We start from the raw sequence: 25,152 nt of genomic DNA, 5'->3' as shown, positions 1-25,152 counted from the left end.
GTTCTCATTTCGTGGGGTACGAGGGGCGACGACGGCCGGCCACCTCAGCGCGCACGACGGCGGGCTCGGCCCGCCGCAGCATCACGGAGCACGGGCCGTCACCCGGGCCCGGCTATCCTACCGGGTCCGCGCTCGGGACACCATGCCCGCCGTCGTGCACCGTTCGGAAGGGCTCCTCAGGTGGTGCCTCCTCCGGAGGGTGTCTTGCGCCGCGGCCGACGGACGAGCGCGCGCCATCGGTCCGGGCGGTCGGGGTAGAGCTCCTCCCACTGCTCGGAGATCGACTCCGAGACGCGCGTCGTCACGTGCTCCGTGAGCGCGGCGCGCGCGGCGCGCCGCTCGGCGCGCAGGATCGCGGCGTGCTCGACCCGGAGCGCACGCACCGTGGAGACGGCCATCCCGATCATCACCACGGAGAACGGCAGCGCGATGAGGATCGCCGCCGTCTGCAGCGCCTGGAGACCGCCCGCGAGCAGGAGCGCGATGGCCAGCAGGCCGGAGGTGCCCGCCCAGAAGATGCGGCTCCAGGTGGGCGGGTTCGGGTTGCCCCCGCTCGCGAGCATGTCGACGACGAGCGAGCCCGAGTCGGACGACGTCACGAAGAAGATGACGATGAGCACGATCCCCACCACGGCGAGGACGTTCCCGAGCGGCAGGCCGTCGAACAGCTGGAAGAGCGCGGTGTCCGTGTCGACCTCGCCGTCCACGAGCATGCTCCCGGGCTCCATGAGCTCGCGGTACAGCGCCGACCCGCCGAACACGGAGAACCAGAGCGTCGTGACGATCGTCGGGACGAGCAGGGTGCCGAGGACGAACTCGCGGACCGTGCGACCGCGCGAGATCCGGGCGATGAACACCCCGACGAAGGGGGCCCAGGAGATCCACCAGCCCCAGTAGAAGATCGTCCACTGCGACTGCCACTCGAGGCCGGCCTGGCCCTGGAAGGCGGTGGTGTCGAACGTGAGGCGCACGACGTTCTGCAGGTAGTAGCCGAGCGACTGGACCCACTCGCGCAGGAGGAACAGCGTCGGGCCGAGGACCAGCACGAGCGCCAGGACCACACCGGCCAGGATCATGTTGCCGTTCGACAGCCACTTGATGCCCTTGCCCAGACCGGACACGACCGAGAGCGTCGCGAGCGCCGAGATCGCCACGATGAGCCCGATCTGCAGCGCGGTGCTCGGCTCGACCACGTCGAGGTAGCCGAGCCCGGCGGAGATCTGGAGCACGCCGAACCCGAGCGACGTCGCGACGCCGAAGACGGTGCCGATGATCGCGACGATGTCGATGACGTCGCCGAGGCGTCCCTTCACGCGCTCGCCGAACAACGGCTCGAGCGCCCAGCGGATCGAGACGGGGCGGCCCTTGCGGTGGATCGCGTACGCGAGCGCGAGGCCCGCGACGACGTAGATCGCCCACGCGTGGATGCCCCAGTGCAGGTAGCTCTGCCCCATCGCGGCCTGGGCGAGCGACGCGTCGCTCCCCTCGACACCGGGCTTGGGGCTCACGTAGTGCGAGAGCGGCTCGGCGACGCCCCAGTAGACGAGGCCGATGCCCATCCCGGTGGCGAACAGCATCGCGAACCACACGGGCAGCCGGAAGAGCGGCGTCTCCTCGTCCTTGCCGAGCACGATGTCGCCGAACCGGCTCAGGCCCATCCACAGCGAGAAGACGACGAAGCCCGCGACGACGATCACGTAGTACCAGCCGAAAGCGCCGATGACGTCGGTCTGGAGCGTGTCCAGCACCGCCGTGACGGTGTCCGTGAAGAGCACCGTGAGCAGGACGAAGACCAGGATGATCCCCGCCGCCGGGTAGAAGACGCGCGGGTCCGGCCGACCCGTCCGGGGGGCGTCTGGATCGTGCGAGGACACGACCGGCGCGGAGCCGGTGTCCGGCCCGACGGCGTCCGTCGCCACGGCGTCCGTCGCCACGGCGTCGGCCGTCGCGGCGTCGACCGTCGCGGCGTCGGTCGTCACGGCGTCGGCCGTCGCGGCGTCGGTCCTCACGGCGCCCTCGTCGCGGGGCGCGTCGGCCCCTCCCCCGTCGGGCGCCGGCGCGGCCTCCTCGTCACGTGCTGGCTCGCGGGGCGTCTCGTGGTGCGGGGCGTTCATGGCCTCAAGGCTTGTCGGACGCGCGGGCCCCGGCAACCGGAACGCCCGCCCGGCAGCAAGAACGCCCGTCATGGCAGCAGGAGAGCGCGTCCTGCCAGCAGGAACGCCCCGGGGGCGGCCGCGTGCGCGGCCGCCCCCGGGGCGTCGTGAGGGCTCAGCGAGCCGTGAAGCGTGCGGTCAGAAGCCGGCGCCCGCGGTGGGCGGGGCGCTGCGCTCATGGTCCACGTCCTCGCGCGCCGCGGCGAGCGCGCGCTCCTCGTCCGCCAGCGAGGACACCTCGTCGTTCGCGATGTCGCGAGCGGCGGCCTCGAGGAGGGCGTCGCGCGCGGCGCGGCGCTCGCGCTGCGCGGCCGGGTCCGGGACGGGGACGGCGGCGAGCAGGCGCTGCGTGTACGCGTGCTTCGGCTCGTGCACGATCTGCGACGTGTCGCCCACCTCGACGAGCTTGCCCTTGTGCATCACGGCGATGCGGTCAGACAGGAGCTCCACGACCGCGAGGTCGTGCGAGATGAACAGGCACGCGAACCCGTGCTCGCGCTGCAGGTCGGTGAAGAGGTCGAGGACCTTCGCCTGGACCGACACGTCGAGGGCCGACGTCGGCTCGTCCGCGACGAGCAGCTTCGGCTCCAGCGAGAGCGCCCGCGCGATGCCGACGCGCTGGCGCTGACCGCCGGAGAGCTCGTGCGGGTAGCGGTTGCGCATCGCCCGGGGAAGCTCGACCTGGTCGAGCAGGCGCTCGACCTCGCGGCTGAGCTCCTTGCCCTTGACGCCCTTGTGCAGCATGAGCGGCTCGCCGATCGACTCGCCGATGGGCAGGCGCGGGTTGAGCGACGACCCCGGGTCCTGGAAGACGATGCCGACCTCGGTGCGCAGCGGCTTGAGGTCCTTGGGCCGGGCACCCACCATGTCCGTCCCGACGATCTTCAGCGAGCCGCCCGTGACGGGCAGCAGCCCGACGGCCGCGCGGCCGATCGTCGTCTTGCCGGAGCCGGACTCGCCGACCAGGCCGACGACCTCGCCCTGGTGGATCTGGAGCGAGACCTCGTCGACCGCCCGGAACGCCGCCTGCCGGCCGCGGCCCGGGTACTCGATGACCATGTCCTGCGCGTCGAGCACGAGCGGCCGCTCCGGGGCCGGGGCGCCGCCGGGAACGCGGTCCGTGGCGGTCGTCGTGCCGCGCTTGGAGCCGAGGTGCGGCACGGCCTCGAGGAGACGCACCGTGTACGGGTGCTGCGGGTTGCCGAAGATCTCGGCCGACGTGCCGCGCTCGACGACCTGGCCGTCCTTCATGACCATGATCGAGTCCGCCATGTCGGCGACCACACCCATGTCGTGCGTGATGAGGATGATCGCCGCGTCGACGCGGTAGCGCAGGTCGCGCAGGAGCTTGAGGATCTCCGCCTGGACCGTGACGTCGAGCGCCGTGGTGGGCTCGTCGGCGACGAGGAGCTTCGGGTCGCACGCGAGGGCCTGCGCGATCATCGCGCGCTGGCGCTGACCGCCGGAGAGCTGGTGCGGGTACGCGTCGAACCGGCGCTCGGGCTCGGGGATCTCGACGAGCCGCAGGAGCTCGATCGCGCGCTTCTTCGCGTCGGCGGGGCCGACGTTAAAGTGCGTCCGGATGGTCTCGACGATCTGGAAGCCCACGGTGTAGACGGGGTTCAGCGCCGTCATCGGCTCCTGGAAGATCATGGAGATCTCCTTGCCGCGGACGTGCCGCAGCGAGCCGTGCGACATGCCGATGAGCTCGCGGTCGCCGAGCTTGGCCGAGCCGCTGGCGCGGCCGTTCGGCGGGAGCAGGCCCAGCAGCGCGAGCGACGACTGGGACTTGCCCGAGCCGGACTCGCCGACGATCGCGAGGACCTCACCGGAGTGGAGGTCGTAGCTCACGTCCGCGGCCGCGGGGTACCAGGCCTTGTCGACGTAGAAGTCCACGCCGAGGTTGCGCACGGTCAGCACGGGGCTGCCCTGGCGCGCGGCCGGGGCCGCGGGAGACGTCTCGATGGCCACGCTGATCAGTGTCCTTCCTGCTGGAGCCGGCGCTCGTGGCGCCGCGACTCTGCGAGCATGGGCGCATGGGTCCCACGCTGGTCTTCCGTTCGACGTACGGCCGAGTCCTCACGCTGGCGACGGGCGCCGTCGCCGTCGCCCTGGTCGTGGTCACGGCCGTGACGGGGGACGTCGTCGCGGTCCTGGGGGCTCTGCTCCCCGCCGCGCTCGTGACGTACCTCGTCTGGATGCTGTTCTGGCGTCCCGCCGTCGAGGTGTCCGACGGCGGGGTCGAGGTCCGCAACGTCACGCGCACCGTGCACGTGCCGTGGACGGCGTACGAGGGCGTCGACACCCGCTACTCGCTCGAGGTGCGCTACGCCGGCGGACGCGTGACCGCGTGGTCCGCGCCCCGCTCGAGCGGCACGGCCCGCTGGCTGCGCAGCTCGCGACGGCGCGCCGTCGGCCAGGAGCAGGTGGTCGCCGGCGCGAGCGCCGAGGCCGTGGCCGACGCCGTGACGCAGCGCCACGCGATGCTCGCGGCGGCCGGCCACCTCGACCGGGCGGTCCAGGGCGCCCCCGGCGCCCGCTCGACCTGGCACGTCGTGCAGCTCGCCGTGCTGGGCGCGCTCGCGGTGGGGACGGTCGTGGCGCTCACCGTCTGACCGCGGCGCGCCGCGCCGCCCGAGAGGTCCACGACCTCCCGGGCGGGCGGCGACGACGGCGGTCATCAGCTGGCCCCGGCCTCGCCGGTCGCGCTCGGCGCCGTGGCGGCCGTCGGGCGGGCGACGCGCTTCGCACGGGCCATCTTGCGCTCGGAGGGGATGCGCTTCTGACGGGGGTCGAACGCGTCGCGCAGGCCGTCACCGATGAAGTTGACGCACAGCGCGATGGCGACGATGAACAGACCCGGCCACCAGAACAGCCACGGACGCGTCGCGAACGCCTCCTGGTAGTCGCTGATGAGCTTGCCGAGCGAGGTCGCCGGCGCCTGGATGCCGACGCCGAGGTAGCTCAGCGCGGTCTCCAGCAGGATCGCCGAGCTCATGAGCAGCGTGACGTTGACGATGATCACGCCGACCGCGTTCGGCAGCATGTGCTTGAAGATGATCCGCGCGTCGCTCGCGCCCGCGACCCGGGCGGCGTCGACGAACTCGCGCTCGCGCAGCGAGAGGAACTCGCCGCGCACGAGGCGCGCGAGCGGCGGCCACAGCACGAGCCCGAGGAACCCCCCGAGGATGAGCGCGTTGCTGCCGCCCGAGAGCAGGGCCAGCACCGCACCGATGACGATGACCGGCATCGTGATGATGAGGTCCGTGAACCGCATGAGCCACGAGTCGGTACGACCGCGGTAGTACCCGGAGAGCGCCCCGACGAGGACGCCCGCGATCGTCGCGATGACGCCGACGGAGAGCACCACGAGGAGCGACGTCTGCGTGCCTTGCATGACGCGCGCGAACACGTCGCGACCCGCCTCGTCCTGGCCGAAGATGTGCGCCTCGGACGGTGCACCGCCGTTGACCAGGGGGTACGTGGACCCCTGCCCGGACGGCTTGTAGGCGTACCAGCCCTGCCAGCCGCCGATGCCGATCGAGGTGATCGCGAGCGCGACGATGCCGATGAGCACGACGAGCGCGACCACGGCGCCCTTGTGGTGGAAGAAGCGCCGCCGGACGATCTGGCCCTGGGACAGGCCCTCGACCTCGCGCAGCTCGATCTGGTTCTCGACCGCGCCGCTCTGCGACGCGTCGTTCGGTGTGTTGGTCATGCGTTCACCCGGATCCGCGGGTCGAGGGCTGCGTAGATGAGGTCAGCCACGATGTTGGCGATGATGGCGAGGGCCGCGACGATGACGAGGTACGCCATGACGGGGTCGATCTCGCCGCGTTGCAGCGCGTTGAGGAAGAGCAGGCCCATACCTGGCCGGGCGAAGACCTTCTCGGTGATGATCGCGCCGCCCAGGAGCGTGATGACGTCGATCGGGACGATCGTCGCGAGCGGGATCAGCGTGTTGCGGAACCCGTGGCGCATGACGACGGTCCGTTCCGGCAGACCCTTCGCCCGCGCCGTGCGGATGTAGTCCTGGCTCATCACCTCGAGCATGCTGGCGCGCGAGTAGCGGGTGTACCCGGCGAACTGGATGAGCACGAGCGCGATCGTCGGGAGCAGCAGGTGGGTGTACTGGTCGAGGACCTGCACCCAGAAGTTGCCGCCGAGGTTCGGCGTGCTGTTGCCGATCGTCGGGATGGGCCGGCCGTTGATCGCCGGTGCGCCGAAGTACGCGGGCCAGACCGACATCACCTTGTCGACGAAGACCATGGACCCGACGAGGAACGCGGTGATGGCGGCGGCACGCGCGGACACGCCCTTGTCGGGACCGCCCCACGCGTACCCGACCCCGATACCGACGCCGACGGTGACCACGGCGAGCACCAGCACGATCCACCAGTTGTCGACCTGCTTGAGGACCGACTGGATCGGGAAGTAGACGACGACCCCGATCAGGACCGTGGTGAGCGACGCGTACAGGGCGCGGCGGTTCTTCAGGCCCGAGACGAGCGCGGTGATGGCGAAGGCCAGCGCAGCGCCCGTGACGACGATGATGACCGGGCCGAGGTTCGGCTTCTCCCACCAGCCCGAGAGCTGCAGGTAGAGCAGCGCGAGCGCGCTCGCCGCGAAGCCCAGGCCGAAGACCGTGAGCCGCCGCCGCGCGGTCCCGCCGAAGGCGAGGGACCACAGCAGGCCGGAGATCGCGCCGATGCCCACGATCACGAGGATCGAGAGGTTCGGGTCGCGGAGGAAGTCGTTGAAGCCGATCGCGCCCCACTGCTTGAGCAGGACGGCGACCCAGAAGGCCGGGAGGGAGTAGAGCACGAACGAGACGAAGATCGTCAGGTAGTCGAAGGTGCTGTACTGCCGCAGCGCGCTGACGATGCCGACCATGACGCCGAAGATCACGGCGAGGACGGTCGCGGCGGCGACGAGCTGGATCGTCGAGATGACCGCGCCCTGGAGCAGGGTCGAGACGGACTGGCCACTCTGCCAGGCCGTGCCGAGGTCACCGGTGACGAAGTCGCCGAGCCACTTGAAGTAGCGGATCACCGACGGGGTGTCGAGATCGAGGTCGGCGGTGCGCTGGGCGATCAGCTGGGCCTTGTTGGGCTTCGTGCTCGACTCGAGATCCGCGAAGATGTACGGCCGGATCGCGGCGTCGACGAGCAGGTACATCGCGAACGTGGACACGAGGAGGGTCGCCAACCCTGCCAGCACACGCCGCGAGATGAAGGAGAACATCGGAGGTCTTACCTCGCTGGTCGGTAGGGACCCCGGGTCAGGGGCCGGTCGATTCTACGCGCGGGTCTCGCGTGGTCGTGAACCGAGGGCCCGGGACGCCGCGGGTCTGGGCGTCGGGGCGGGTGCACGCGAGGACCGGGGGCCCCGGCGGACAGACCGCCGGGACCCCCGGTCTCACACCCGGACGTGCCCCGCCACCGCCGGGGCGGCGGCAGGGCCCGTCAGGGGACTCAGGGCACTCAGCCCTCGAACGTCCAGTTCCAGAACCCGTGGAAGATCGTCGGGCTGATCGTGATCGACTCGACGCCCTTCAGGTTCTCGTCCCAGCCCTGGATGGCGGGGAACTGGAAGATCGTCACGCCGAAGCCGTCAGCCCAGAGGTTCTTCTCGACCTCGAGCTGGAGCTGGAACTGCTCCTCCGGGTCGGTCGAGACCTGGAGCTTGTCGAGCGCGGCGTCCACGGCGGCGTTGTTGTACTTGCCGTAGTTGTTGACGCCCGGGTTCGGCGCCCAGCGGAAGTTGGCGTCCGACTCGGTGACCGCGGTCGAGGTCGACTGCCAGCCGAAGAGCGACGCGTCGTACTGGTCCTGGCCGGTGGCGAGGAGCGTGCCCCACTCGGCGGCCGGGCGGCCCGTGTCGACGATCTCGAAGCCGGCCTGCGCCGCGGTGTCGGTGATGAGCGCGAGCTCGTTCACGCGACGCGTGTTCTCGTTGTTGTACGCGAAGCGCACCTGGACCGGGGTGGCGACCCCGGCGTCCGCGAGCAGCTGCTTCGCCTTCTCGATGTCACCGGCCGGCGGGTAGAAGTCCGAGCCGTTCTCGGCGACCATCTGGTCGTAGTTCGGCGAGCCCGGGAGCAGGATGTTCGAGTTGCGCACCTCGGCGTCCGGGTTCAGCGGCTTGATGAGGTTGTCGACGATCGTCTGGCGCGGGATCGTCAGCAGGAACGCCTGGCGCACGGCCTTGGCCTTCTCGGTGTCGCCACCGTAGGTGTTCGGGTCGAACGGACCACCGTTCTGGAAGACCAGGTCGACGTGCTCGTACGTACCCTCGATGCCCGAGTGGGTCTCGACGCCGTCGAGGCCCTCGAGCGCCGTGCGGACGTCCGCGGAGGCCTGCGGGCCGATCAGGTCGACCTCACCGTTCTCGAGCGCCTGGACCTGGGCCATCGGGTCGTCGATGTACCGGACCGTGATGGTCTCGACCGAGCCCTTGTTCTTGCCCTTGAAGTCCGGGTTCGCCTTGAGCGTGAGGTACTGGTTCTCCTTGTACTCCTCCAGCGTGTAGGCGCCGTTGGAGACGTAGAGCGACGGGTCCTCGGGGAGCGAGGTGAACTCGAAGCCCTCGTTCCAGAACTTCGAGATCTTCGCCAGCGCCGCGGTGTCGTTGTTGAGGATCGCGTCGCGGACGGCGGCCTTGGCCTCCTCCGGGTCCTCGATCTCGAGCGCCTTCTGGCCCACGACGTGCGCCGGGACGAACTCGTTCGTCCAGCTGAGCTCCCAGTCACCGAACGGCTTGTCGTACACGACGGTGATCGACTTGTTGTCGTCCGAGATCTCGGGGTTCTGCGAGATGAGCGCGACGCCCGGGTCCGAGCCGTCGAAGTAGACACCGGCGTCCACCTCGGCCTGGTTCGTGACGTTGCCCTCTTCGTCCGTCTGGGCCTCGACCGTGTTGAACTTGCCGGACTGACCGGCCCAGTCCAGCAGGATCTCCGTCGCGTCGACCGGCGTGCCGTCCGACCACTTGGTGTCGTCGCCGAACGTGTACTTCACCGTCAGCGGGTCGTCCGAGAGCTTCTCGTACGTGCCGAACGACTCGTCCTTGACGATGTTCAGGTCGGCGTCGTAGTAGCTGAAGCCCGAGTTGAGCATGTAGTTGATGACGGCGTTCTGCGTCGCGTTGCCGTTCTGGGAGCTCAGGTTGAGCTCGTTGAGCGGAGCCTCCCACGCGACCGTGACGGCGGTCGCGGTGTTGATGCCCGCGTCGTCGCCGCCGTCGGTCTCGCCCTCACCCGACGTGCCGCTGCACGCCGAGAAGAGCAGTGCCCCCGTGACCGTCACGGCGAGGGCGGCACTCGTGCGCCTGATCTTCAATGTTCCTCCTCCAAGGGATGGTGGGCGCGGACGAGCGGACGTCGATCGCCCCTCGGCCGCCCCGTCCGTCGCACGCTCGCCCTGCGGCCGGCGCGCGTGGACGGGCATGCCCACCACGGTTTGGGCCCACGCTACCCAGCAAGTTGCGAAGGATCTCCCCCTTGCCCGGTTGCGGCAGGTGATCGTTACCGAGTTGATACTGGCCGGTACGGGCGCGTTTCCGGGCCGCGACGGCCGGGAAACACGCGCGAAACCTCCGGCCCCGGACGCACGGACGCCCGCCGCGTCTCACGATGCGGCGGGCGCCCAGGCCTGTGACCTGCGTCTCAGACGTTGAAGCGGAACTCCACCACGTCGCCGTCGGCCATGACGTAGTCCTTGCCCTCCACGCGCGCCTTGCCCGCCGCGCGCGCCGAGGCGACGGAGCCGGTCTCGACGAGGTCCTCGAAGGAGACGACCTCGGCCTTGATGAAGCCGCGCTCGAAGTCGGTGTGGATGACCCCGGCCGCCTGAGGCGCCGTCCACCCCTTGCGGATGGTCCACGCGCGCGCCTCCTTGGGCCCGGCGGTGAGGTACGTCTGCAGGCCGAGCGTGTCGAAGCCGACGCGCGCGAGCTGGTCGAGGCCGGCCTCGGTCTGGCCCGACTCCGCGAGCATCTCCTTCGCCTCGTCGGGCTCGAGCTCGACGAGCTCGGACTCGAACTTGGCGTCGAGGAAGATCGCCTGGGCGGGCGCGACGAGCGCGCGCAGGCGCGCCTGGAGGTCCTCGTCGGCGAGGCCCGCGTCGTCGGTGTTGAAGACGTAGATGAACGGCTTCGCCGTGAGGAGCTGCAGGCTCGCGACGTCCGCGAGGTCGAGGCCCGCGGCGGCCGCGCCCTGGAAGAGGGTCGTGCCGGCCTCGAGGACCGCCTGGGCCTTCTGGGCCGCGTCGAGGAGGGCGGCGTCGCCCTTCTTGATCCGGACCTCCTTCTCGAGGCGCGGGACCGTCTTCTCGAGCGTCTGGAGGTCGGCGAGGATCAGCTCGGTGCTGATCGTCTCGATGTCGCCCTCGGCGTCCGTCGAGCCCTCGACGCGGACGACGTCCGGGTCGGAGAACGCGCGCGTCACCTGGCAGATGGCGTCGGCCTCGCGGATGTTCGCGAGGAACTTGTTGCCGAGCCCCTCCCCCTCGCTCGCGCCCTTGACGATGCCCGCGATGTCGACGAACGACACCGTGGCGGGCAGGACGCGCTGGCTGCCGAAGATCTCGGCGAGCTTGTCGAGGCGCGGGTCCGGGAGGGACACGACGCCGACGTTCGGGTCGATCGTCGCGAACGGGTAGTTCGCGGCGAGGACCTGGTTGCGCGTCAGGGCGTTGAAGAGGGTGGACTTGCCGACGTTGGGCAGGCCGACGATGCCGATAGTGAGTGCCACGTCGGCCGAGTCTACGGGCCGGGACCGCGGCGCGCGGTCCCGGCCCCCGCGTCAGGCGTACGACAGCACGCGCTGGAGCAGCTCGGGCGCCCGGCGGTCGTACGTGCGGGCACCCCACCGCACGCCGAGCACGAGCACGACGGCACCCACGACCACGCCCACCGCGAGGGTGACCCACCCGAGCACGGGCAGTTCGGCGACGATCGCGATGACGCCCGGGACGAGGAACGGGAGCGACAGCGCCAGGACGAGGAGCATCGCGACCGTCTGGGCGGCGAGGGTGGCCATCGCGGCGCCCTGCGGCTGCTTGAACGGGCTGTCGCCCGGCTTGGGCACCGGGTAGAGCAGGCGCGCCGACGTCGCGCTCGAGATGCCCGTCGAGGTGAGCAGCGTGCCCGCGGTGAGACCGAGCAGCGCGGGCAGCGCGTCCCAGCGCCCGGCCACCGCGACGGAGACCAGCGCGAAGAGGAGGGTCACGGCCCCGCCGGCGACGAGCACCGGGAGCGCCCGGCCCCAGCGGTCCGCCCGCCCCGGGACGCCCGACGACACGTGGAGCGCGAACGCGGTGTGGTCGTAGGCGATGTCCGCCGAGATGGAGAAGCCGAGGATCCACGCCGTGAAGGGCGCGAGCGCGAGGAAGATCTCCGAGCCGGTGCCGCCGCCGACGACGAGCAGCACGACGGGGATGAGCGGCACGACCGCGATCGACCCGGAGTAGCGCGGGTCGCGCAGCCAGTAGGTTGCGGTGCGCGCGGCGACGGCGCCCGTGGGCGTCGCCGGGAAGCGCGAGAAGAAGCCGAGGCCCTTGGCGCGGCCGCCCCCGCCGGAGGTGGGCGGCGTGACGAGGGCGCGCGCGAGCGCCTTGTCCCACACGACCCACGCGACCGCGAGGGTCGCCAGCGCGACGACGAGCCGCGCGAGCGCGAGGCCCCACGCGCCGTCGTGCACCGCGGCGCCGAGCCCCCACGGCGCGCCGAACGGCGTCCAGGCCGCGACGTCGGCGAGGCGCGTCACCATGCCGCGCACCGCGTCGCCGTCGACCGGGCCCCCGCCCAGCTGGGACCCCAGCCACGCGAACGCGGGCCCGATGAGGACGAGCGGCACGAACGCGGCGATCGTCACGACCTCGCGGTAGCGCCGCGACTCGAGCAGGGGCGCCAGCGCGGTCGTCGTCGCGCGCGAGCCGACGACGCACAGCGCGACCGCGACCACGGCGCCCACGAGCGCGGCGAGGACCGCGAGGGGCGTGCGCCACCACGCGAACGACGCGCCGAGCGCCGCCAGGGCCGTGACGATGCCCGGGATCGAGACGACGCCCGCGACGGCGAGGCCGGCGAGCAGCCGACGCTGCGGGATGCCGAACAGCACGAAGCGCTGCGGGTCGAGGGTCGCGTCCACGCCGAACGCGAAGAGCGGGATCACCCACCACCCGAGGACGGCGAGCGCCCCGGCGAGGATCGTGATCGAGCCCGCGAGCGCGGCGTCCTCGGTGCCGAGGAAGACCATCCCGACGACGAGCATCCCGACGACGAACAGCCCGTAGAGGACACCCACGACGAAGCCGATCGTCTGCCACACGCTCCGGCGGAACGCGTTCCCCATGAGCGTGAGCTTGAGCCTTACGAACTGCGCAACCACGCGAGGCCCTCCGTGCTCTGCCGACCGCCCACGAGCTCGACGAACCGGTCCTCGAGGCTCTGGTCGCCGCGCACCGCGTCCACGGTGCCGGCCGCGAGGACGTGCCCGCCCGCGACCACCGCCACGTGGTCGCACATGCGCTGGACGAGGTCCATGACGTGCGACGACACCACGACCGTCCCGCCGCTGGCGACGTAGCCGGCGAGGATGTCGCGGATGTTGGCCGCGGAGACCGGGTCGACGGCCTCGAACGGCTCGTCGAGCACGAGCGTGCGCGGCGCGTGGATGAGCGCGGTCGCGAGCGCGATCTTCTTCGTCATGCCCGCGGAGTAGTCGACGACGAACGTGTTGGCGTCCTTCGCGAGGTCGAGGGCCGCGAGCAGCTCCGTGGTGCGCTCCGCCACCGTGTCGCGGTCCATGCCGCGCAGCAGGCCTGCGTAGGTCACGAGCTGGGCGCCGGTGAGGCGGTCGAAGAGCCGGACGCCGTCGGGCAGGACGCCGAGCTGGCGCTTGCCCGCGACCGGGTCGGCCCACAGGTCCGTCCCGTGGACGTGCGCGGAGCCGGCGTCGGGCCGCAGGAGGCCCGTCGCCATGGAGAGCGTCGTCGTCTTGCCGGCGCCGTTGGGGCCCACGAGCCCGTAGAACGAGCCTGCCGGCACGTCGAGGTCGATGCCGGCGACCGCGATCTTCTCCCCGAAGCGCTTCCACAGGGCGCGCAGGGACAGCGCGGCGGTGGGGTCCGGGGGCGCGGGCTGTCCCGGCGGAGCCGTGGGCCGGGGGTCGGGCGCGACGCCCGGCACGCTGCCGGGGACGGGCGCGCCGGCGGGCGCGACAGGTGGGGCGGGGTGGGGATCGACCATGGCGCCAAGGTAGCCGAGCCCTCGGCCGCGGGGCGGTGCCTTTTGTCACGACCTGCGCGACGGCGCCCGCCCCGCGCGCCGACCGACGGTGCTGTCGGTGCCCCGTGGGAGGGTGCGGCCATGGACTCCTCGGGATGGTTGCTCTTCGCCGTCGGACTCGTGCTGGGGCTGGTGGTCGGCGCCGCGCTCGTGCTCGCGGTGCGGCGCGCCTCGCCCGACGCCGCGGGCGCGGAGGTCCGCCGTCTCACCCAGCTCCTGGGCCAGGCGCAGCAGGACGCGGCGCGCGGCGCGGGCCTCGCCGAACGGCTCGAGGCGGAGCGCGAGGGCTTCGCGCGCCAGCTCGGCGCGGCCCAGCGCAGCGCGGACGAGCGGCTCGACCTCGCCCGGGCCACCCACGAGCAGCAGCTCGCGGAGCTGCGGGCCGCGGCCGAGCGCCGCGTCGCGGAGATCCAGGGCGACCACCGGCGGCTCGAGGCCCAGTTCGAGGCGCTCTCGCGCAAGGTGCTCGCCGCGGGCACGGAGCAGTTCCTCGTGCAGGCGGAGGAGCGCATGCGGCGCAGCCAGGAGCAGGGGGCGGCCGAGCTCGCGCGCCGCGAAGAAGCCGTGCGCCACCTGGTCGAGCCGCTCGCCGGGGCGCTGGAGAAGGTGCGCGCGGAGGTCGCCGAGGCCGAGCGGGCCCGCCTCGCCGCGCACGGGAGCCTCGCGGAGCAGGTGCGCGGGGTGCGCGACGCCTCCGAGCTGCTGCGCGCCGAGACGTCGCAGCTCGTGACGGCCCTGCGCTCGTCGCAGGTGCGGGGCGCGTGGGGCGAGCTCCAGCTCCGGCGCGTCGTCGAGGCGGCGGGCATGCTCCCCCACGTCGACTTCGTCGAGCAGGACCAGGTCGCGACCGACGACGGCGCGCTGCGCCCGGACATGGTCGTCCGGCTCGCGGGCGGCAAGCAGGTCGTGGTCGACGCGAAGGTCGCGTTCCTCGGCTACCTCGACGCGCAGGGCGCCACCGACCCGGCCGTGCGCGCGGACCGCCTGGCCGCCCACGCCCGCCACATGCGCAAGCACGTCGACGACCTCGGCGCCAAGCGCTACTGGGACCAGTTCGGCCCGGCACCGGAGTTCGTCGTCATGTTCGTCCCGGCGGAGTCGTTCCTCTCGGCCGCCGTCGAGCAGGACCCGTCGCTCCTCGAGCACGCGGTGTCGAAGAACGTCGTCATCGCGACGCCCATGACGATGGTCGCGATGCTGCGGACGATCGCGTACGCGTGGCGGCAGGACGCCCTGGCCACGAACGCGCAGCAGGTCCTCACGCTCGGCAAGGAGCTCCACGGGCGGCTCGCGGTCATGGGGTCGCACCTGGCGAAGCTCGGGCGCCAGCTCCAGAGCGCCGCGGACTCCTACAACCGGACGGTCGGCTCGCTCGAGACGCGCGTGCTCGTCAGCGCGCGCCGGTTCGCGGACCTGCACGTCGTCGACGACGAGCTGACGACGCCCCCGACGGTGAACCCGCAGCTCAGCGCGGTGAGCGCACCCGAGCTGCTCGCGTCCGTCAACGAGTCCGTGGTCGCGATCGACGAGCGCCCGGACGACCGCGACGAGCCCCGGCGGGAGCCGTCGGCCGGCGGGGCGAGCGCCTGACCGCTCCCCCGGGGCCGACGGCCGCGGAGGGCTCCGGCGCGGGCGTCAGACGGGCTGGACGGAGAGCGAGGTGCGGCCGCCGCGGGTGGGGCGCCCGCCGTCGGCCGTCGAGCCCTTGAGGTCGGCGCGCAGCTCGCGCGGCAGCGAGAACATGAGGTCCTCCGTCGCCGTGCGGACCTCCTCGACCGCGCCGAACCCGCGCTCCGCGAGGTAGGCGAGCACGTCGTCCACGAGGATCTCCGGCACGGACGCGCCCGAGGTCACGCCCACGGTCGTCGCGCCGTCGAGCCAGGCCGGGTCGATCTCCTTCGCGTGGTCGACGCGGTACGACGCCCCGGCCCCCGCCTGGAGCGCGACCTCGACGAGGCGCACGGAGTTGGACGAGTTCGCCGAGCCGACGACGATGACCACGTCCGCGTCGGGAGCGAGCTTCTTCACCGCGACCTGGCGGTTCTGCGTCGCGTAGCAGATGTCGTCGCTCGGCGGGTCCTGGAGGGTCGGGAACTTCTCCCGCAGCCTGCGGACCGTCTCCATCGTCTCGTCGACGGAGAGCGTCGTCTGGGAGATCCACACGACCTTGTCCGGGTCGCGGACCACGACGTCGTCCACGTGGTCGGGCGAGTCGACGACCTGCACGTGGTCGGGGGCCTCCCCCGCGGTGCCCTCGACCTCCTCGTGGCCCGTGTGGCCGATGAGCAGGATGTCGTAGTCGTCCTTCGCGAAGCGCACGGCCTCCTTGTGCACCTTCGTCACGAGCGGGCACGTGGCGTCGATCGTGTCGAGGTTGCGCGCGGCCGCGGCCGCCTTCACGGCGGGTGACACGCCGTGGGCGGAGAACACGACGCGCGCGCCCTCGGGCACCTCGTCGGTCTCGTCGACGAAGATCGCGCCGCGCTCGCTGAGCGTCTCGACGACGAACTTGTTGTGCACGATCTCCTTGCGCACGTAGACCGGCGCGCCGTAGTGCTCGAGCGCCTTCTCGACCGCGACGACGGCGCGGTCGACGCCCGCGCAGTAGCCGCGCGGTGCCGCCAGCAGGACGCGCTTGCGGGTCCCGTCGACGGCAGGGGTCACGACGGGGCGGTCGGTCGGGGACGCGGACGAGCCGGCGGGGAGGACGCTCACGCTCCCGAGTCTAGGCGAGCGGCGGTCGCCCGACCCCGGTGAGCCCGCTCACCCACGGCCCGGCCCCGACGTCGTCACGTCCCGCGCGCGAGGAGCACACAGACCCTCCGCAGGCGCGGCGTGCGGCACGCGTGTCGCACCCGTCCGCCGGGCGCGCCGGGTCGACGTCCGTCCCGCCGCCCCCCAAGATCGAGGGCATGAGCGACGACCCGGGCGGCACGACGTCACCCGTGCCCGACGCGCCCCGACGGCGCCGCCGCGTGTGGTGGTGGCTCGTCCCGCTGCTGCTCGTCGTCGTCGCGGCGGCGGTCGTGGTCGTCGGGACGCTGGAGCACCGCGCGTGGGTCGCCGCGGTCGAGCGCTACGACGCCGAGCTCGCGCGCGTGACGCAGGACGCGACGGACGGGCGCGCGCGGGCCGAGGCGGCGTACCTCACGCGGCTCGTCCCGACGACCGCGACGGAGGTCGCGGGCGCGGCGCTGCTCGCCGCGAGCGACGGCCAGGTGGACGACCCGGCGGTCCGCGAGCCCCTGGCCGCGACGCTCCAGGAGGCCACCGCGCTCCGCACGACCCCGGTGACCTACCCGGAGGAGGACCGCACCGTGGACGCCCTGTCCCGCCCGAACCCGCTGCGCCCGGGCTCGCGCCCCGCCGTCCACGTCGAGGTCGTGACGGGCTCCGAGCCCACGGCGGACGCCCTGGACGAGGCCGCCACCGCCGTCGTCGAGGCGGCGGAGCCCGTCGCGACCGCGCAGCGGCAGTGGGCGTACGACGGTCTGGAGGCGGCGGCGACCGAGGGCCGGCCCGTCCTCACGGAGTCGGCAGGCCTCGTCTCGGACGAGGGCACGCGCACGACGCTCGACGGGCTGCTGGCGCAGGCGACGACGACGCTGGACGCCGGCCCGGGCGGCGCCCGGGTCGCCGAGACCGTGGCGCTGCGCGACGCGGTGCTCGCGGCGACGGAGGCCGTCTGGTCGGACCGGCTGGCGCTCCAGCTCGCCCAGCGGCGCGACCAGGCGCGGGCGACGGGCGTGGACTGCGCGGTCGAGCGGTGCGTCGCGCTCACGTTCGACGACGGGCCCGGGCCCGACACCGAGCGGCTCCTGCAGGTGCTCGCGGAGAAGCACGTCTCGGCCACGTTCTTCCTCGTCGGGAGCAACGTGGAGAAGCGGCCCGACGTCGTGCGCGACACGGCGGCCGCCGGCCACCTGCTCGCGAACCACACCTGGGACCACCCGCAGCTCACGACGCTCGACGACGACGCCGTCCGTGACGAGCTCGCGCGCACCCAGGCCGCGATCGAGAGCGCCGCGGGGGTCACCCCGACGCTCTTGCGGCCCCCGTACGGGGACGTCGACGACCGCGTGCGGTCGGTCGCGCTCCGCTCCGGGCTCCAGGTGGTGCTCTGGAACCTCGACACGCTCGACTGGAAGACGCGCGACGCCGCGGAGACGCGTCGCCGCGCGGTGGAGGGCGCGCGACCGGGCAGCGTGGTGCTCATGCACGACATCCACGCCTCGACCGTCGACGCCGTGCCCGGGATCGTCGACGACCTGCGCGCGCAGGGCTACCGGCTCGTCACCGTCGACCTGCTCGCGCCCTGAGCGCGCGGCCGGCGCGCTGGTCGGGGCGCTCGGTCCCGCGGCGCGTTGGGTGGGCGTGGGTGGGGTGCGGCAGGCTGGTCCCGTGACCGCCTCCCTCCCGCTGCCCGACGACGCCCCGCGTCCGGGTGCCGCGCCCGCCGGTCCGGCGGCCCGCGGCCCCCTGCCGGCGCGCGCGCTCGAGACGAGCGCGGAGCACCCGTGGCCGGTCCGGCTCCTGTCGCGCAAGATCGAGCAGTACGTCGAGCGGATGGCGCCGGTCTGGGTCGAGGGCCAGGTGGTCCAGCTCAACCGGCGCCCGGGCACGTCGACGGCGTTCCTCACGCTGCGCGACACGGACCTCGACATGTCGCTCCCGGTGTCGGCCGCGTCCCGCGTGCTCCAGGGCACGCCGGTGGAGGAGGGCGCGCACGTCGTCGTGCACGCGAAGCCGGTGTTCTGGACGCGGCGCGGCACGCTCCAGCTCCAGGCGCGCGAGATCCGTCCCGTCGGCGTGGGCGAGCTGCTCGCGCGGATCGAGCACCTCAAGCGCGTGCTCGCGGCGGAGGGCCTGTTCGACGCCGACCGCAAGCGGCCGCTGCCGTTCCTCCCGGCCGTCGTCGGGCTGGTGTGCGGGCGCGAGTCCAAGGCGGAGCACGACGTCGTGGTCAACGCGCGCGCCCGCTGGCCCCAGGTCCGGTTCGAGATCCGCGAGGTGGCCGTCCAGGGCGCGCACGCGGTGCAGCAGGTGGGCGACGCGATCCGCGCGCTCGACGCCGACCCGGAGGTGGAGGTCATCGTCGTCGCGCGCGGCGGGGGCGCCGTCGAGGACCTCCTGCCCTTCTCGAACGAGGCGCTGGTGCGCGTCGCGGCGGCGTGCCGCACGCCGCTCGTGAGCGCGATCGGCCACGAGACCGACTGCCCGCTGCTCGACCTGGTCGCGGACTACCGCGCCTCGACCCCGACGGCGGCGGCCAAGCGCGTGGTGCCCGACGTGACGGAGGAGCGCGCCCGCGTCGCGCAGAGCCGTCAGCGCCTGCGCAGCGCGATCGCGGGGCGCGTGTCCCGCGAGCAGGCGGGGCTCGACGCGCTGCGGTCCCGGCCCGTGCTCGCCGACCCCGGGCGGATGCTCACCGACCGGCAGGAGCGGGTCGGCGGCCTGCGGGACCGCGCACGCCGGGCGCTCGACGCGCGGCTCGTGCGCGCGGCGGGCGAGGTCGGCCGGCTCGAGGCCCAGGTGCGCGCCCTGTCCCCGGCCTCGACGCTCGAGCGGGGGTACGCCGTCGTGCAGCGGGCCGACGGGCACGTGGTCCGCTCCCCCGGCGACGTCGCGACGGGCGACGCGGTGCGCGTGCGTCTCGCGCGCGGCGCGCTGGACGCGGCGGTCACCGGCGCGCACGACGACGGACCCGCTCCCGGCCGGGAGGCGTCGTGACGCGCCCGCGCCGGTTCTGGACCGCCCGCCCGACGACCGGTCGGGCCACGACGCACAGATGGGGTTGAATACTGCCGTGACTTCCTTTGACAACGCTGTCACGCCCGACGTGTCGACGCTCTCGTACGAGCAGGCGCGCGACGAGCTCGTGCAGGTCGTCGCCCGGCTGGAGGCCGGGGGCGAGCCGCTCGAGGACTCGCTCGCGCTCTGGGAGCGTGGCGAGGCGCTCGCCGCGCGCTGCCAGGAATGGCTCGACGGCGCGCGCGCCCGCCTCGACGCGGCACGCTCGCAGGACGACGCGACGGCACGCGGCACGACCGACCCCGACGACCCGACCGGAGACGACGCATGAGCACGAGCACGGACCCCGCCCAGCCCGCCGCCGCGCCCGCCGGGCACGTCCTCGTCGTCGGCGAGGCGCTCGTCGACGTCGTGCACCGCGCGGACGGCAGCGTCGCCGAGCACCCCGGGGGCAGCCTCGCGAACGTCGCGCTCACGCTCGGCCGGCTCGGGCGGGACGCCCGGCTCGCCACGTGGCTCGGGCACGACGCGCACGGCGAGGCGGTGCGGGCGTGGCTCGACGACTCGGCCGTGACCCTCACGCCCGGCAGCACCGACGCCCCCACGACGAGCGTCGCCACCGCGCACCTCGACGCGAACGGAGCGGCCACGTACGAGTTCGACCTGGAGTGGCGCGTCCCCGCGGGCACGGCTCCCGACGCCGGCACGCTCGCCGTGCACACGGGCTCCATCGCCGCCGTGCTCGAGCCCGGCGCGTCCGACGTCCGCGCGCTCGTCGCCGCGGCGCGCGACACCGCGACGATCACCTACGACCCCAACGCCCGGCCCGCCCTCATGGGCGACCCCGCCGACGCGCGCACCCGCATCGAGGCGCTCGTCGCGCTCGCCGACGTGGTCAAGGTGAGCGACGAGGACGTGGCGTGGCTCGCGCCGGGCGCGGACCCGGTCGCCGTCGCGCGCGAGTGGCTCGCCCTGGGGCCGGCGCTCGTCGTCGTGACGTTCGGCGGCGAGGGCGCGGTCGCCGTCACCGCGGCCGGCGAGCAGCGCGTCACGGCCCCGCGCGTCGAGGTCGTCGACACCGTCGGCGCGGGCGACTCGTTCATGGGCGCGCTCCTCGACGGACTGTGGGAGGCCGGCCTGCTCGGCGCGGACCGGCGCGAGGCGCTGCGCGCGATCGACGCCACCGTGCTCGGCGACGTGCTGCGCCGCTGCGTCGCGGTCGCCGCCGTCACCGTCTCGCGCGCCGGGGCCAACCCGCCGCGACGCGCGGAGCTCGCCCCCGCCTGAGCCCGGTCACCGCTCCGAGGCCGTGCCCGCGAGCCCGCCCACGAGCGCGGCCACGAGGCTGGGCACGCCTCGGCCGCCCGGGCACGAGCCCGGGCGGCCGAGACCTGCGTCAGACCTGCGCGTCCTGCTTCTGCGCCCGCTCCAGGGAGCGCTTGCGGTCCTCGACGTTCTCCTGCTCGATGCGCTCGGCCTCCGCGGTGTCGCGCGTGAGGTTCTCGCTCGTCTCCGGGTCGAAGATCATCATCTTCGTCGGGTCGAACCACAGGTCCGTCACGTCGCCGTCCCGCGCGCGCGACGCCGAGTCGAGCGCCACGACGAACTGCGTGCGCACGCCCTCGCCGTCGAGCTCGCGGTCCAGCTCGTCGAGCTGCCCCTTCACGGACTCGTGCATCTCGAACGGGACGTAGGCGTAGAGCTCCGCGCCGAGCCACTCGGTGACGTCGATCTGCGCCTCGAACGTGTGGCCCCGGTCCTTCTTCGCCGGGTCGACGAGCCGCGCGTCCTCGAAGTGCTCGGGCCGCAGGCCGACGATCACCAGGCCGCGGTCGCCGACGGCCGTCGCGATGCTCTCCGGCATGTCGAACTCGCCGAACGGCAGCGTGATCTTCCCGCCCGAGACCTCGCCGGGCAGGAAGTTCATGGGCGGCGTGCCGATGAAGCCCGCGACGAAGAGGTTGACCGGCTGCTCGTAGAGGCCGCGCGGGCTCGCGACCTGCTGGAGCACGCCGCGGCGCAGGACGGCGACGCGGTCGCCGAGCGTCATGGCCTCGGTCTGGTCGTGGGTGACGTAGACGGTCGTCGTGCCGAGCCGGCGCTGCAGGCGCGCGATCTCGGTGCGGGTCTGCCCGCGCAGCTTGGCGTCGAGGTTCGACAGCGGCTCGTCGAAGAGGAACGCCTTCGCGTCGCGCACGATCGCCCGGCCCATCGCGACGCGCTGCCGCTGACCGCCCGAGAGGTTCGCCGGCTTGCGGTCGAGGTGCTCGCGCAGGTCGAGCATGTCGGCCGCGCGCTCGACCTTCCCCCGGATCTCCTCCTCGCTGTGCTTGCCCTTCGCGAGGCGCAGCGGGAACGCGATGTTCTCCGCGACCGTGAGGTGCGGGTAGAGCGCGTAGTTCTGGAACACCATCGCGAGGTCGCGCTCGCGCGGCGCCTTCTCGTTGACGCGCACGCCGTCGATCTCGAGCTCGCCCGCCGTGATGTCCTCGAGCCCGACGATCATGCGCAGGACCGTCGACTTCCCCGAGCCGGACGGCCCGACGAGGATGACGAACTCGCCGTCCGCGATGTCGAGGTTGACGTTGTCCACGGCGAGGAAGCCGTCGCCGTAGCGCTTGACGATGTCCTTGAGGGTGATCGACGCCATCAGCTCTCTCCTCGGGTTCGGCGTGCGGCACGGTGCCCGGCGGACCGGGAGTGCGTGCGGTGGTGGACGGGGCGGGCCGGGGACGCGGTGCTCATCCCTTCACCGCCCCCTGGGTCAGGCCCGAGACGATCTGGCGCTGGAACAGCACGACGAGGATGACCACGGGGATGGTCACGACGACCGCGGCCGCGGAGATCGCGCCCGTCGGCTCCTCGAAGTACGACGCCCCGGTGAAGAACGCGAGCGCCGCCGGGACCGGTCGGGCCGCGCTCGTCGACGTGAGCGAGATGCCGTAGACGAAGTCGTTCCACGCGATGAAGAACGCGATGAGCGCGGTGGTGAACACGCCCGGCGCGGCGAGCGGGACGATCGCCTTGCGGAACGCCTGCCACGGCGTCGCGCCGTCGACCTGCGCGGCCTGCTCGAGCTCCCACGGGATCTGGCGGAAGAACGCCGCGAGCGTCCAGATGGAGATCGGGAGGGTGAGCGACAGGTACGGGATGATCAGGCCGAGCCAGGTGTCGTAGAGGCCGATGTTGCGCCAGAGGTTGAACAGCGGCGTGACGATCGACACGACGGGGAAGATCGAGACGCCGAGCGCCGTGGTGAGGATGAGGCGCTTGCCCGGGAAGTCGAGGCGGGCGATCGCGTAGGCGCACAGCGTGGCGAGCACGACGGCGATGACCGTCGCGATGAGCGAGATGCCGATCGAGTTGCGCAGCGCGGAGAGGAACAGCTCCTGCGCGGAGCCGCCGGACGCGAGGATCTGCTCGTAGTTGTCGGTGCTCCACTGCGGCGGCAGGAACGTCCCGGAGTTGATGTCGCTGGGCCCCTTGAAGCTCGTCATGAAGATCGACAGCACGGGGAACAGCGCGCCGACGAGCACGACGACGGTGATGACGGCCCACCAGATCTTGGCCTTGGTGCTGAGGACGCTGCCCATCACTTCTCCCCCCTCGCGCCGGCGAGATCCACCTTGAAGAGCTTGATCGCGATGAAGCAGATGAGCACGACGCACAGGAACAGCAGCACGGAGATCGCGGAGCCCATGCCGATCTGGAGCTGGCCGATCGAGGTGCGGTAAGCCAGCAGCGACAGCACCTCGGTGCCGTTGGCGCCGTTCGTCATGATGAAGACGTTGTCGAAGATGCGGAACGCGTCGAGCGCGCGGAACAGGACGGCCACCATGATCGCGGCCTTCATGTTCGGCACGATGACGCGGGTGAACCGCTGCCACGCGGTCGCGCCGTCGACCTTCGCGGCCTCCTCCAGGTCACCCGGCACCTGCGCGAGGCCGGCGAGGAGCAGGAGCGAGATGAACGGTGTCGTCTTCCAGACCTCGGACGCGATGATGACGAACAGGCTCGTGCCCTGCTGCGCGAACCAGTTGAGGTCGGGCCCGACCCCCGGCACCCAGTCGAACCAGTGGTTGACGTACCCGGACGTGATGTCGAACGCGTAGAACCACGCGAACGCCGAGACCACCGTGATGATGCCGTAGGGCACGAGGATCGCGGTGCGCAGGAGCCCGCGCAGGCGCTTGATCGCGCGGTGCATGACGAGCGCGAGGGCGAAGCCGAGGATCAGCTCGATGACGACCGTGACGACCGTGATGAAGAGTGTGACCCCGAGGTCCCGCCACCACACGGCGTCCGTGAGGATCACGACGTAGTTGTTGAGCCCGACGAACGACCGGTCGTCCGGCGCGGTGAGCTTGTAGTTGAAGAGCGAGTCGTAGACGGCCTGGAGGATCGGGTACAGCGTCACGGCGAGCATGACGACGAACGCCGGCCCGGCGAGGTACCAGCCGAGGCGGGCCTCGGCCCGGGAGCGGTCGCTGCGCGCGGCCTTGGCGGCGGCGTCCGGCGCGCCGCGCGACCCCGACCGGGGAGCGGCCCCGCCGCGCGGCGGGGCGTCGTCGGTCGCCGTCGACGGCGTGGTGGCGTGCCGGCCGCGAGGTGCGGGCTCGGTCGGGGGTCCGGCGTTCACAGGAGTCGCTCCCCTCGCAGGACGGCGGTGATGAACTCGGTGGACTCCTGCGGCGTCGTGTCGGGGTCGACCGACGCGGGCGGGTACCACGTCTGCTGGAGGCCCGTGGAGACCTCGTTGTAGAACGGCGTCTGCGGCCGCGGCGCCGCCTGGTCGAGCGAGTCGCGGATGACGTCGTACATGGGGAACGCCTTCTGGACGTCGGGGTCGTCGTAGGCCTTGATGCTCGCGGCCGGGTTGCCGTTGGTGACGAAGTACTCGGCCTGGTTCTCGGGGCTCACGATGCACTGCGCGGCCTCGTACGCGAGGTCGGTGTGCTTGCCGAACGCCCCGATGCCGAGCGAGATGCCGCCGTAGGGCGGCCGGGCGTCCTCGCCCTCCGTCGTGCGCGGGTACAGCGCCCAGCCGATGTCGTCGAGGAGCGCCTGGTCGAGCGACCCGGCCTCGACGGCGCTCTGGGTGGACGACCAGACGAACGGCCAGTTCACCATGAACGACCCGCGGTCGCCCTGGAACTTGGTGAGCGACGCGGGCTCGTCCTCGCTCGGCAGCCCCGGCCCGCCGACGCCCGAGGTGCCGATGCCGCCGATGATCTCTGCGGCAGCCTTGCCCGCGTCCGTGTCCAGACCGAGCTTCACCTCGTCGGCCGGGGCCTCGGGGTTGTCGATGATGTGGCCGCCCGCGCCCTCGACGAGCGCGTTGATCCACACCGTGAGCGACTCGGCCTTGGCGCCCTGGACCGCCAGGAGCTTGTCCTGGTCCTGGGCCGCCTGCATGATCTGCTCCCACGTGACGGGCTGCGACATGTCGAGCCCGGCGGCCTCGGCCACGGACTTGCGGTACCAGAGGAGCTGCGTGTTCGCCCAGAACGGGATGGCGACCAGCTCGTCCTTCCACGTCGAGGCGTCGATCGCGCCCTGCACCACGTCCTGCGTCGTCGCCTGCGCGACGTCGTCGGGCACGGGGGCCAGGAAATCGGCCTCGGCGAACTCGGCGATGAACACCGGGTCGAGGCTCATGATGTCGATCGACGAGTCCTTCGCCGCGAGGCGGCGGGCGAGCTGCTCGCGCTGCGACGCGGCGTCGCGCGGCAGCAGCTCGGTCGTGATGCGGTACGCGCCCCCGGCGGCCTCGGTGCAGGCCGCCGCGATGTCGGCCTGGCCCCCGTTGTCCGGGTTGATGTACCACGTGAGCTCCGGCGTCCCGTCGTCGCCCGGGCCGCACGCGGCGAGCGGCGCCACGAGCCCCGCGGCGACCAGGACGGCGAGCGCTCGGGTGCGTCGGCGCACGTCAGCTCCCCTCGGTCGCGCTTCCCCGAGT

General features: G+C 72.7%; 19 protein-coding genes. 6 read left to right on the top strand and 13 right to left on the bottom strand.

What is annotated here, in order from left to right; translation table 11 throughout:
* Window positions 1–176: 176 nt before the first annotated feature.
* Together GWJ10_RS01665 and GWJ10_RS01660 are read right to left on the bottom strand one after the other, a co-directional pair.
* Window positions 177–2,114, bottom strand: coding sequence for a BCCT family transporter (locus GWJ10_RS01665; protein ID WP_206158302.1), 1,938 nt, complete (start codon window positions 2,112–2,114; stop codon window positions 177–179).
* A gap of 177 nt (window positions 2,115–2,291) precedes the next feature.
* Window positions 2,292–4,124, bottom strand: coding sequence for an ABC transporter ATP-binding protein (locus tag GWJ10_RS01660; RefSeq protein ID WP_076405225.1), 1,833 nt, complete (start codon window positions 4,122–4,124; stop codon window positions 2,292–2,294).
* A gap of 65 nt (window positions 4,125–4,189) precedes the next feature.
* Here GWJ10_RS01660 and GWJ10_RS01655 point away from each other — a divergent pair, with 65 nt between their 5' ends.
* Window positions 4,190–4,768 carry a PH domain-containing protein gene (locus GWJ10_RS01655; protein ID WP_076405224.1) on the top strand — a complete coding sequence of 193 codons (579 nt, stop codon included), beginning with the start codon at window positions 4,190–4,192 and terminating at the stop codon, window positions 4,766–4,768.
* A gap of 65 nt (window positions 4,769–4,833) precedes the next feature.
* Here GWJ10_RS01655 and GWJ10_RS01650 read toward each other — a convergent pair whose 3' ends face one another.
* The 6 genes from GWJ10_RS01650 to GWJ10_RS01625 form a co-directional block, all read right to left on the bottom strand.
* Entirely contained in the window at window positions 4,834–5,871 is a 1,038-nt protein-coding gene (locus GWJ10_RS01650) for an ABC transporter permease (RefSeq protein ID WP_061267630.1), read from the bottom strand.
* Window positions 5,868–7,397 carry an ABC transporter permease gene (locus GWJ10_RS01645; protein WP_061267629.1) on the bottom strand — a complete coding sequence of 510 codons (1,530 nt, stop codon included), beginning with the start codon at window positions 7,395–7,397 and terminating at the stop codon, window positions 5,868–5,870. Before GWJ10_RS01645 ends, GWJ10_RS01650 begins: the two co-directional genes overlap by 4 nt.
* A 239-nt stretch (window positions 7,398–7,636) precedes the next feature.
* A complete protein-coding gene (locus GWJ10_RS01640; protein WP_061267628.1) occupies window positions 7,637–9,493 on the bottom strand; it encodes an ABC transporter family substrate-binding protein in 1,857 nt (618 codons plus the stop codon).
* 326 nt (window positions 9,494–9,819) lie between these two features.
* Window positions 9,820–10,905, bottom strand: a complete 1,086-nt coding sequence (gene ychF, locus GWJ10_RS01635) for a redox-regulated ATPase YchF (protein WP_061267627.1) — start codon at window positions 10,903–10,905, stop codon at window positions 9,820–9,822.
* A 51-nt stretch (window positions 10,906–10,956) separates the two neighbouring features.
* Entirely contained in the window at window positions 10,957–12,543 is a 1,587-nt protein-coding gene (locus GWJ10_RS01630) for a hypothetical protein (RefSeq protein WP_163184637.1), read from the bottom strand.
* Window positions 12,525–13,403, bottom strand: a complete 879-nt coding sequence (locus tag GWJ10_RS01625; RefSeq protein WP_081895765.1) for an ABC transporter ATP-binding protein — start codon at window positions 13,401–13,403, stop codon at window positions 12,525–12,527. Before GWJ10_RS01625 ends, GWJ10_RS01630 begins: the two co-directional genes overlap by 19 nt.
* 120 nt (window positions 13,404–13,523) lie before the next feature.
* On the opposite strand from GWJ10_RS01625, the gene rmuC reads away from it, so the two are divergent.
* Complete coding sequence (gene rmuC / locus GWJ10_RS01620; protein ID WP_081600197.1) at window positions 13,524–15,032, top strand: DNA recombination protein RmuC; 1,509 nt, start codon at window positions 13,524–13,526, stop codon at window positions 15,030–15,032.
* A gap of 45 nt (window positions 15,033–15,077) precedes the next feature.
* Here the strand turns inward: rmuC and GWJ10_RS01615 are convergent, their stop codons facing one another.
* Window positions 15,078–16,106, bottom strand: a complete 1,029-nt coding sequence (locus GWJ10_RS01615) for a 4-hydroxy-3-methylbut-2-enyl diphosphate reductase (protein WP_061267687.1) — start codon at window positions 16,104–16,106, stop codon at window positions 15,078–15,080.
* Between the two features lie 248 nt (window positions 16,107–16,354).
* Between GWJ10_RS01615 and GWJ10_RS01610 the strand changes: the two genes are divergently transcribed.
* The 4 genes from GWJ10_RS01610 (at window position 16,355) to GWJ10_RS01595 (ending at window position 20,480) form a co-directional block, all read left to right on the top strand.
* Window positions 16,355–17,761: a polysaccharide deacetylase family protein gene (locus tag GWJ10_RS01610; protein ID WP_163184636.1), complete on the top strand. Its 1,407-nt coding sequence runs from the start codon at window positions 16,355–16,357 to the stop codon at window positions 17,759–17,761.
* Between the two features lie 100 nt (window positions 17,762–17,861).
* Window positions 17,862–19,172: an exodeoxyribonuclease VII large subunit gene (gene xseA / locus GWJ10_RS01605; protein ID WP_206158314.1), complete on the top strand. Its 1,311-nt coding sequence runs from the start codon at window positions 17,862–17,864 to the stop codon at window positions 19,170–19,172.
* Window positions 19,173–19,248: 76 nt separating this feature from the next.
* The gene (locus tag GWJ10_RS01600; protein WP_241005619.1) at window positions 19,249–19,524 is read left to right on the top strand and encodes an exodeoxyribonuclease VII small subunit; all 276 of its coding nucleotides are present in this window, start codon (window positions 19,249–19,251) and stop codon (window positions 19,522–19,524) included.
* A complete protein-coding gene (locus tag GWJ10_RS01595) occupies window positions 19,521–20,480 on the top strand; it encodes a carbohydrate kinase (RefSeq protein ID WP_061267622.1) in 960 nt (319 codons plus the stop codon). Before GWJ10_RS01600 ends, GWJ10_RS01595 begins: the two co-directional genes overlap by 4 nt.
* A gap of 109 nt (window positions 20,481–20,589) precedes the next feature.
* Here GWJ10_RS01595 and GWJ10_RS01590 read toward each other — a convergent pair whose 3' ends face one another.
* The 4 genes from GWJ10_RS01590 to GWJ10_RS01575 form a co-directional block, all read right to left on the bottom strand.
* Window positions 20,590–21,843: an ATP-binding cassette domain-containing protein gene (locus GWJ10_RS01590; protein ID WP_163184632.1), complete on the bottom strand. Its 1,254-nt coding sequence runs from the start codon at window positions 21,841–21,843 to the stop codon at window positions 20,590–20,592.
* A 91-nt stretch (window positions 21,844–21,934) separates the two neighbouring features.
* Window positions 21,935–22,786 (bottom strand): carbohydrate ABC transporter permease, encoded by an 852-nt coding sequence (locus GWJ10_RS01585; RefSeq protein WP_163184630.1) that lies wholly within the window; start codon window positions 22,784–22,786, stop codon window positions 21,935–21,937.
* Window positions 22,786–23,832 (bottom strand): sugar ABC transporter permease, encoded by a 1,047-nt coding sequence (locus tag GWJ10_RS01580; protein ID WP_163184628.1) that lies wholly within the window; start codon window positions 23,830–23,832, stop codon window positions 22,786–22,788. The genes GWJ10_RS01585 and GWJ10_RS01580 overlap by 1 nt, the downstream gene beginning before the upstream one ends.
* Window positions 23,829–25,121, bottom strand: coding sequence for an extracellular solute-binding protein (locus tag GWJ10_RS01575; protein ID WP_043659768.1), 1,293 nt, complete (start codon window positions 25,119–25,121; stop codon window positions 23,829–23,831). Before GWJ10_RS01575 ends, GWJ10_RS01580 begins: the two co-directional genes overlap by 4 nt.
* Window positions 25,122–25,152 lie beyond the last annotated feature (31 nt).

The organism is Cellulosimicrobium sp. SL-1 (genome assembly GCF_011033075.1).
Classification (GTDB): Bacteria; Actinomycetota; Actinomycetes; order Actinomycetales; family Cellulomonadaceae; genus Cellulosimicrobium; species Cellulosimicrobium funkei.
This window is presented reverse-complemented; position numbering and strand designations above follow the sequence as displayed.

What these genes read in the sequence shown, in the direction of transcription:
- GWJ10_RS01645 (WP_061267629.1), bottom strand. Translation starts at nt 7,397, where the DNA reads ATGTTCTCCTTCATCTCGCGGCGTGTGCTGGCAGGGTTGGCGACCCTC.
- GWJ10_RS01665 (WP_206158302.1), bottom strand. Translation starts at nt 2,114, where the DNA reads ATGAACGCCCCGCACCACGAGACGCCCCGCGAGCCAGCACGTGACGAG.
- GWJ10_RS01585 (WP_163184630.1), bottom strand. Translation starts at nt 22,786, where the DNA reads ATGGGCAGCGTCCTCAGCACCAAGGCCAAGATCTGGTGGGCCGTCATC.
- GWJ10_RS01595 (WP_061267622.1), top strand. Translation starts at nt 19,521, where the DNA reads ATGAGCACGAGCACGGACCCCGCCCAGCCCGCCGCCGCGCCCGCCGGG.
- GWJ10_RS01650 (WP_061267630.1), bottom strand. Translation starts at nt 5,871, where the DNA reads ATGACCAACACACCGAACGACGCGTCGCAGAGCGGCGCGGTCGAGAAC.
- GWJ10_RS01655 (WP_076405224.1), top strand. Translation starts at nt 4,190, where the DNA reads ATGGGTCCCACGCTGGTCTTCCGTTCGACGTACGGCCGAGTCCTCACG.
- GWJ10_RS01610 (WP_163184636.1), top strand. Translation starts at nt 16,355, where the DNA reads ATGAGCGACGACCCGGGCGGCACGACGTCACCCGTGCCCGACGCGCCC.
- rmuC (WP_081600197.1), top strand. Translation starts at nt 13,524, where the DNA reads ATGGACTCCTCGGGATGGTTGCTCTTCGCCGTCGGACTCGTGCTGGGG.
- GWJ10_RS01625 (WP_081895765.1), bottom strand. Translation starts at nt 13,403, where the DNA reads ATGGTCGATCCCCACCCCGCCCCACCTGTCGCGCCCGCCGGCGCGCCC.
- GWJ10_RS01590 (WP_163184632.1), bottom strand. Translation starts at nt 21,843, where the DNA reads ATGGCGTCGATCACCCTCAAGGACATCGTCAAGCGCTACGGCGACGGC.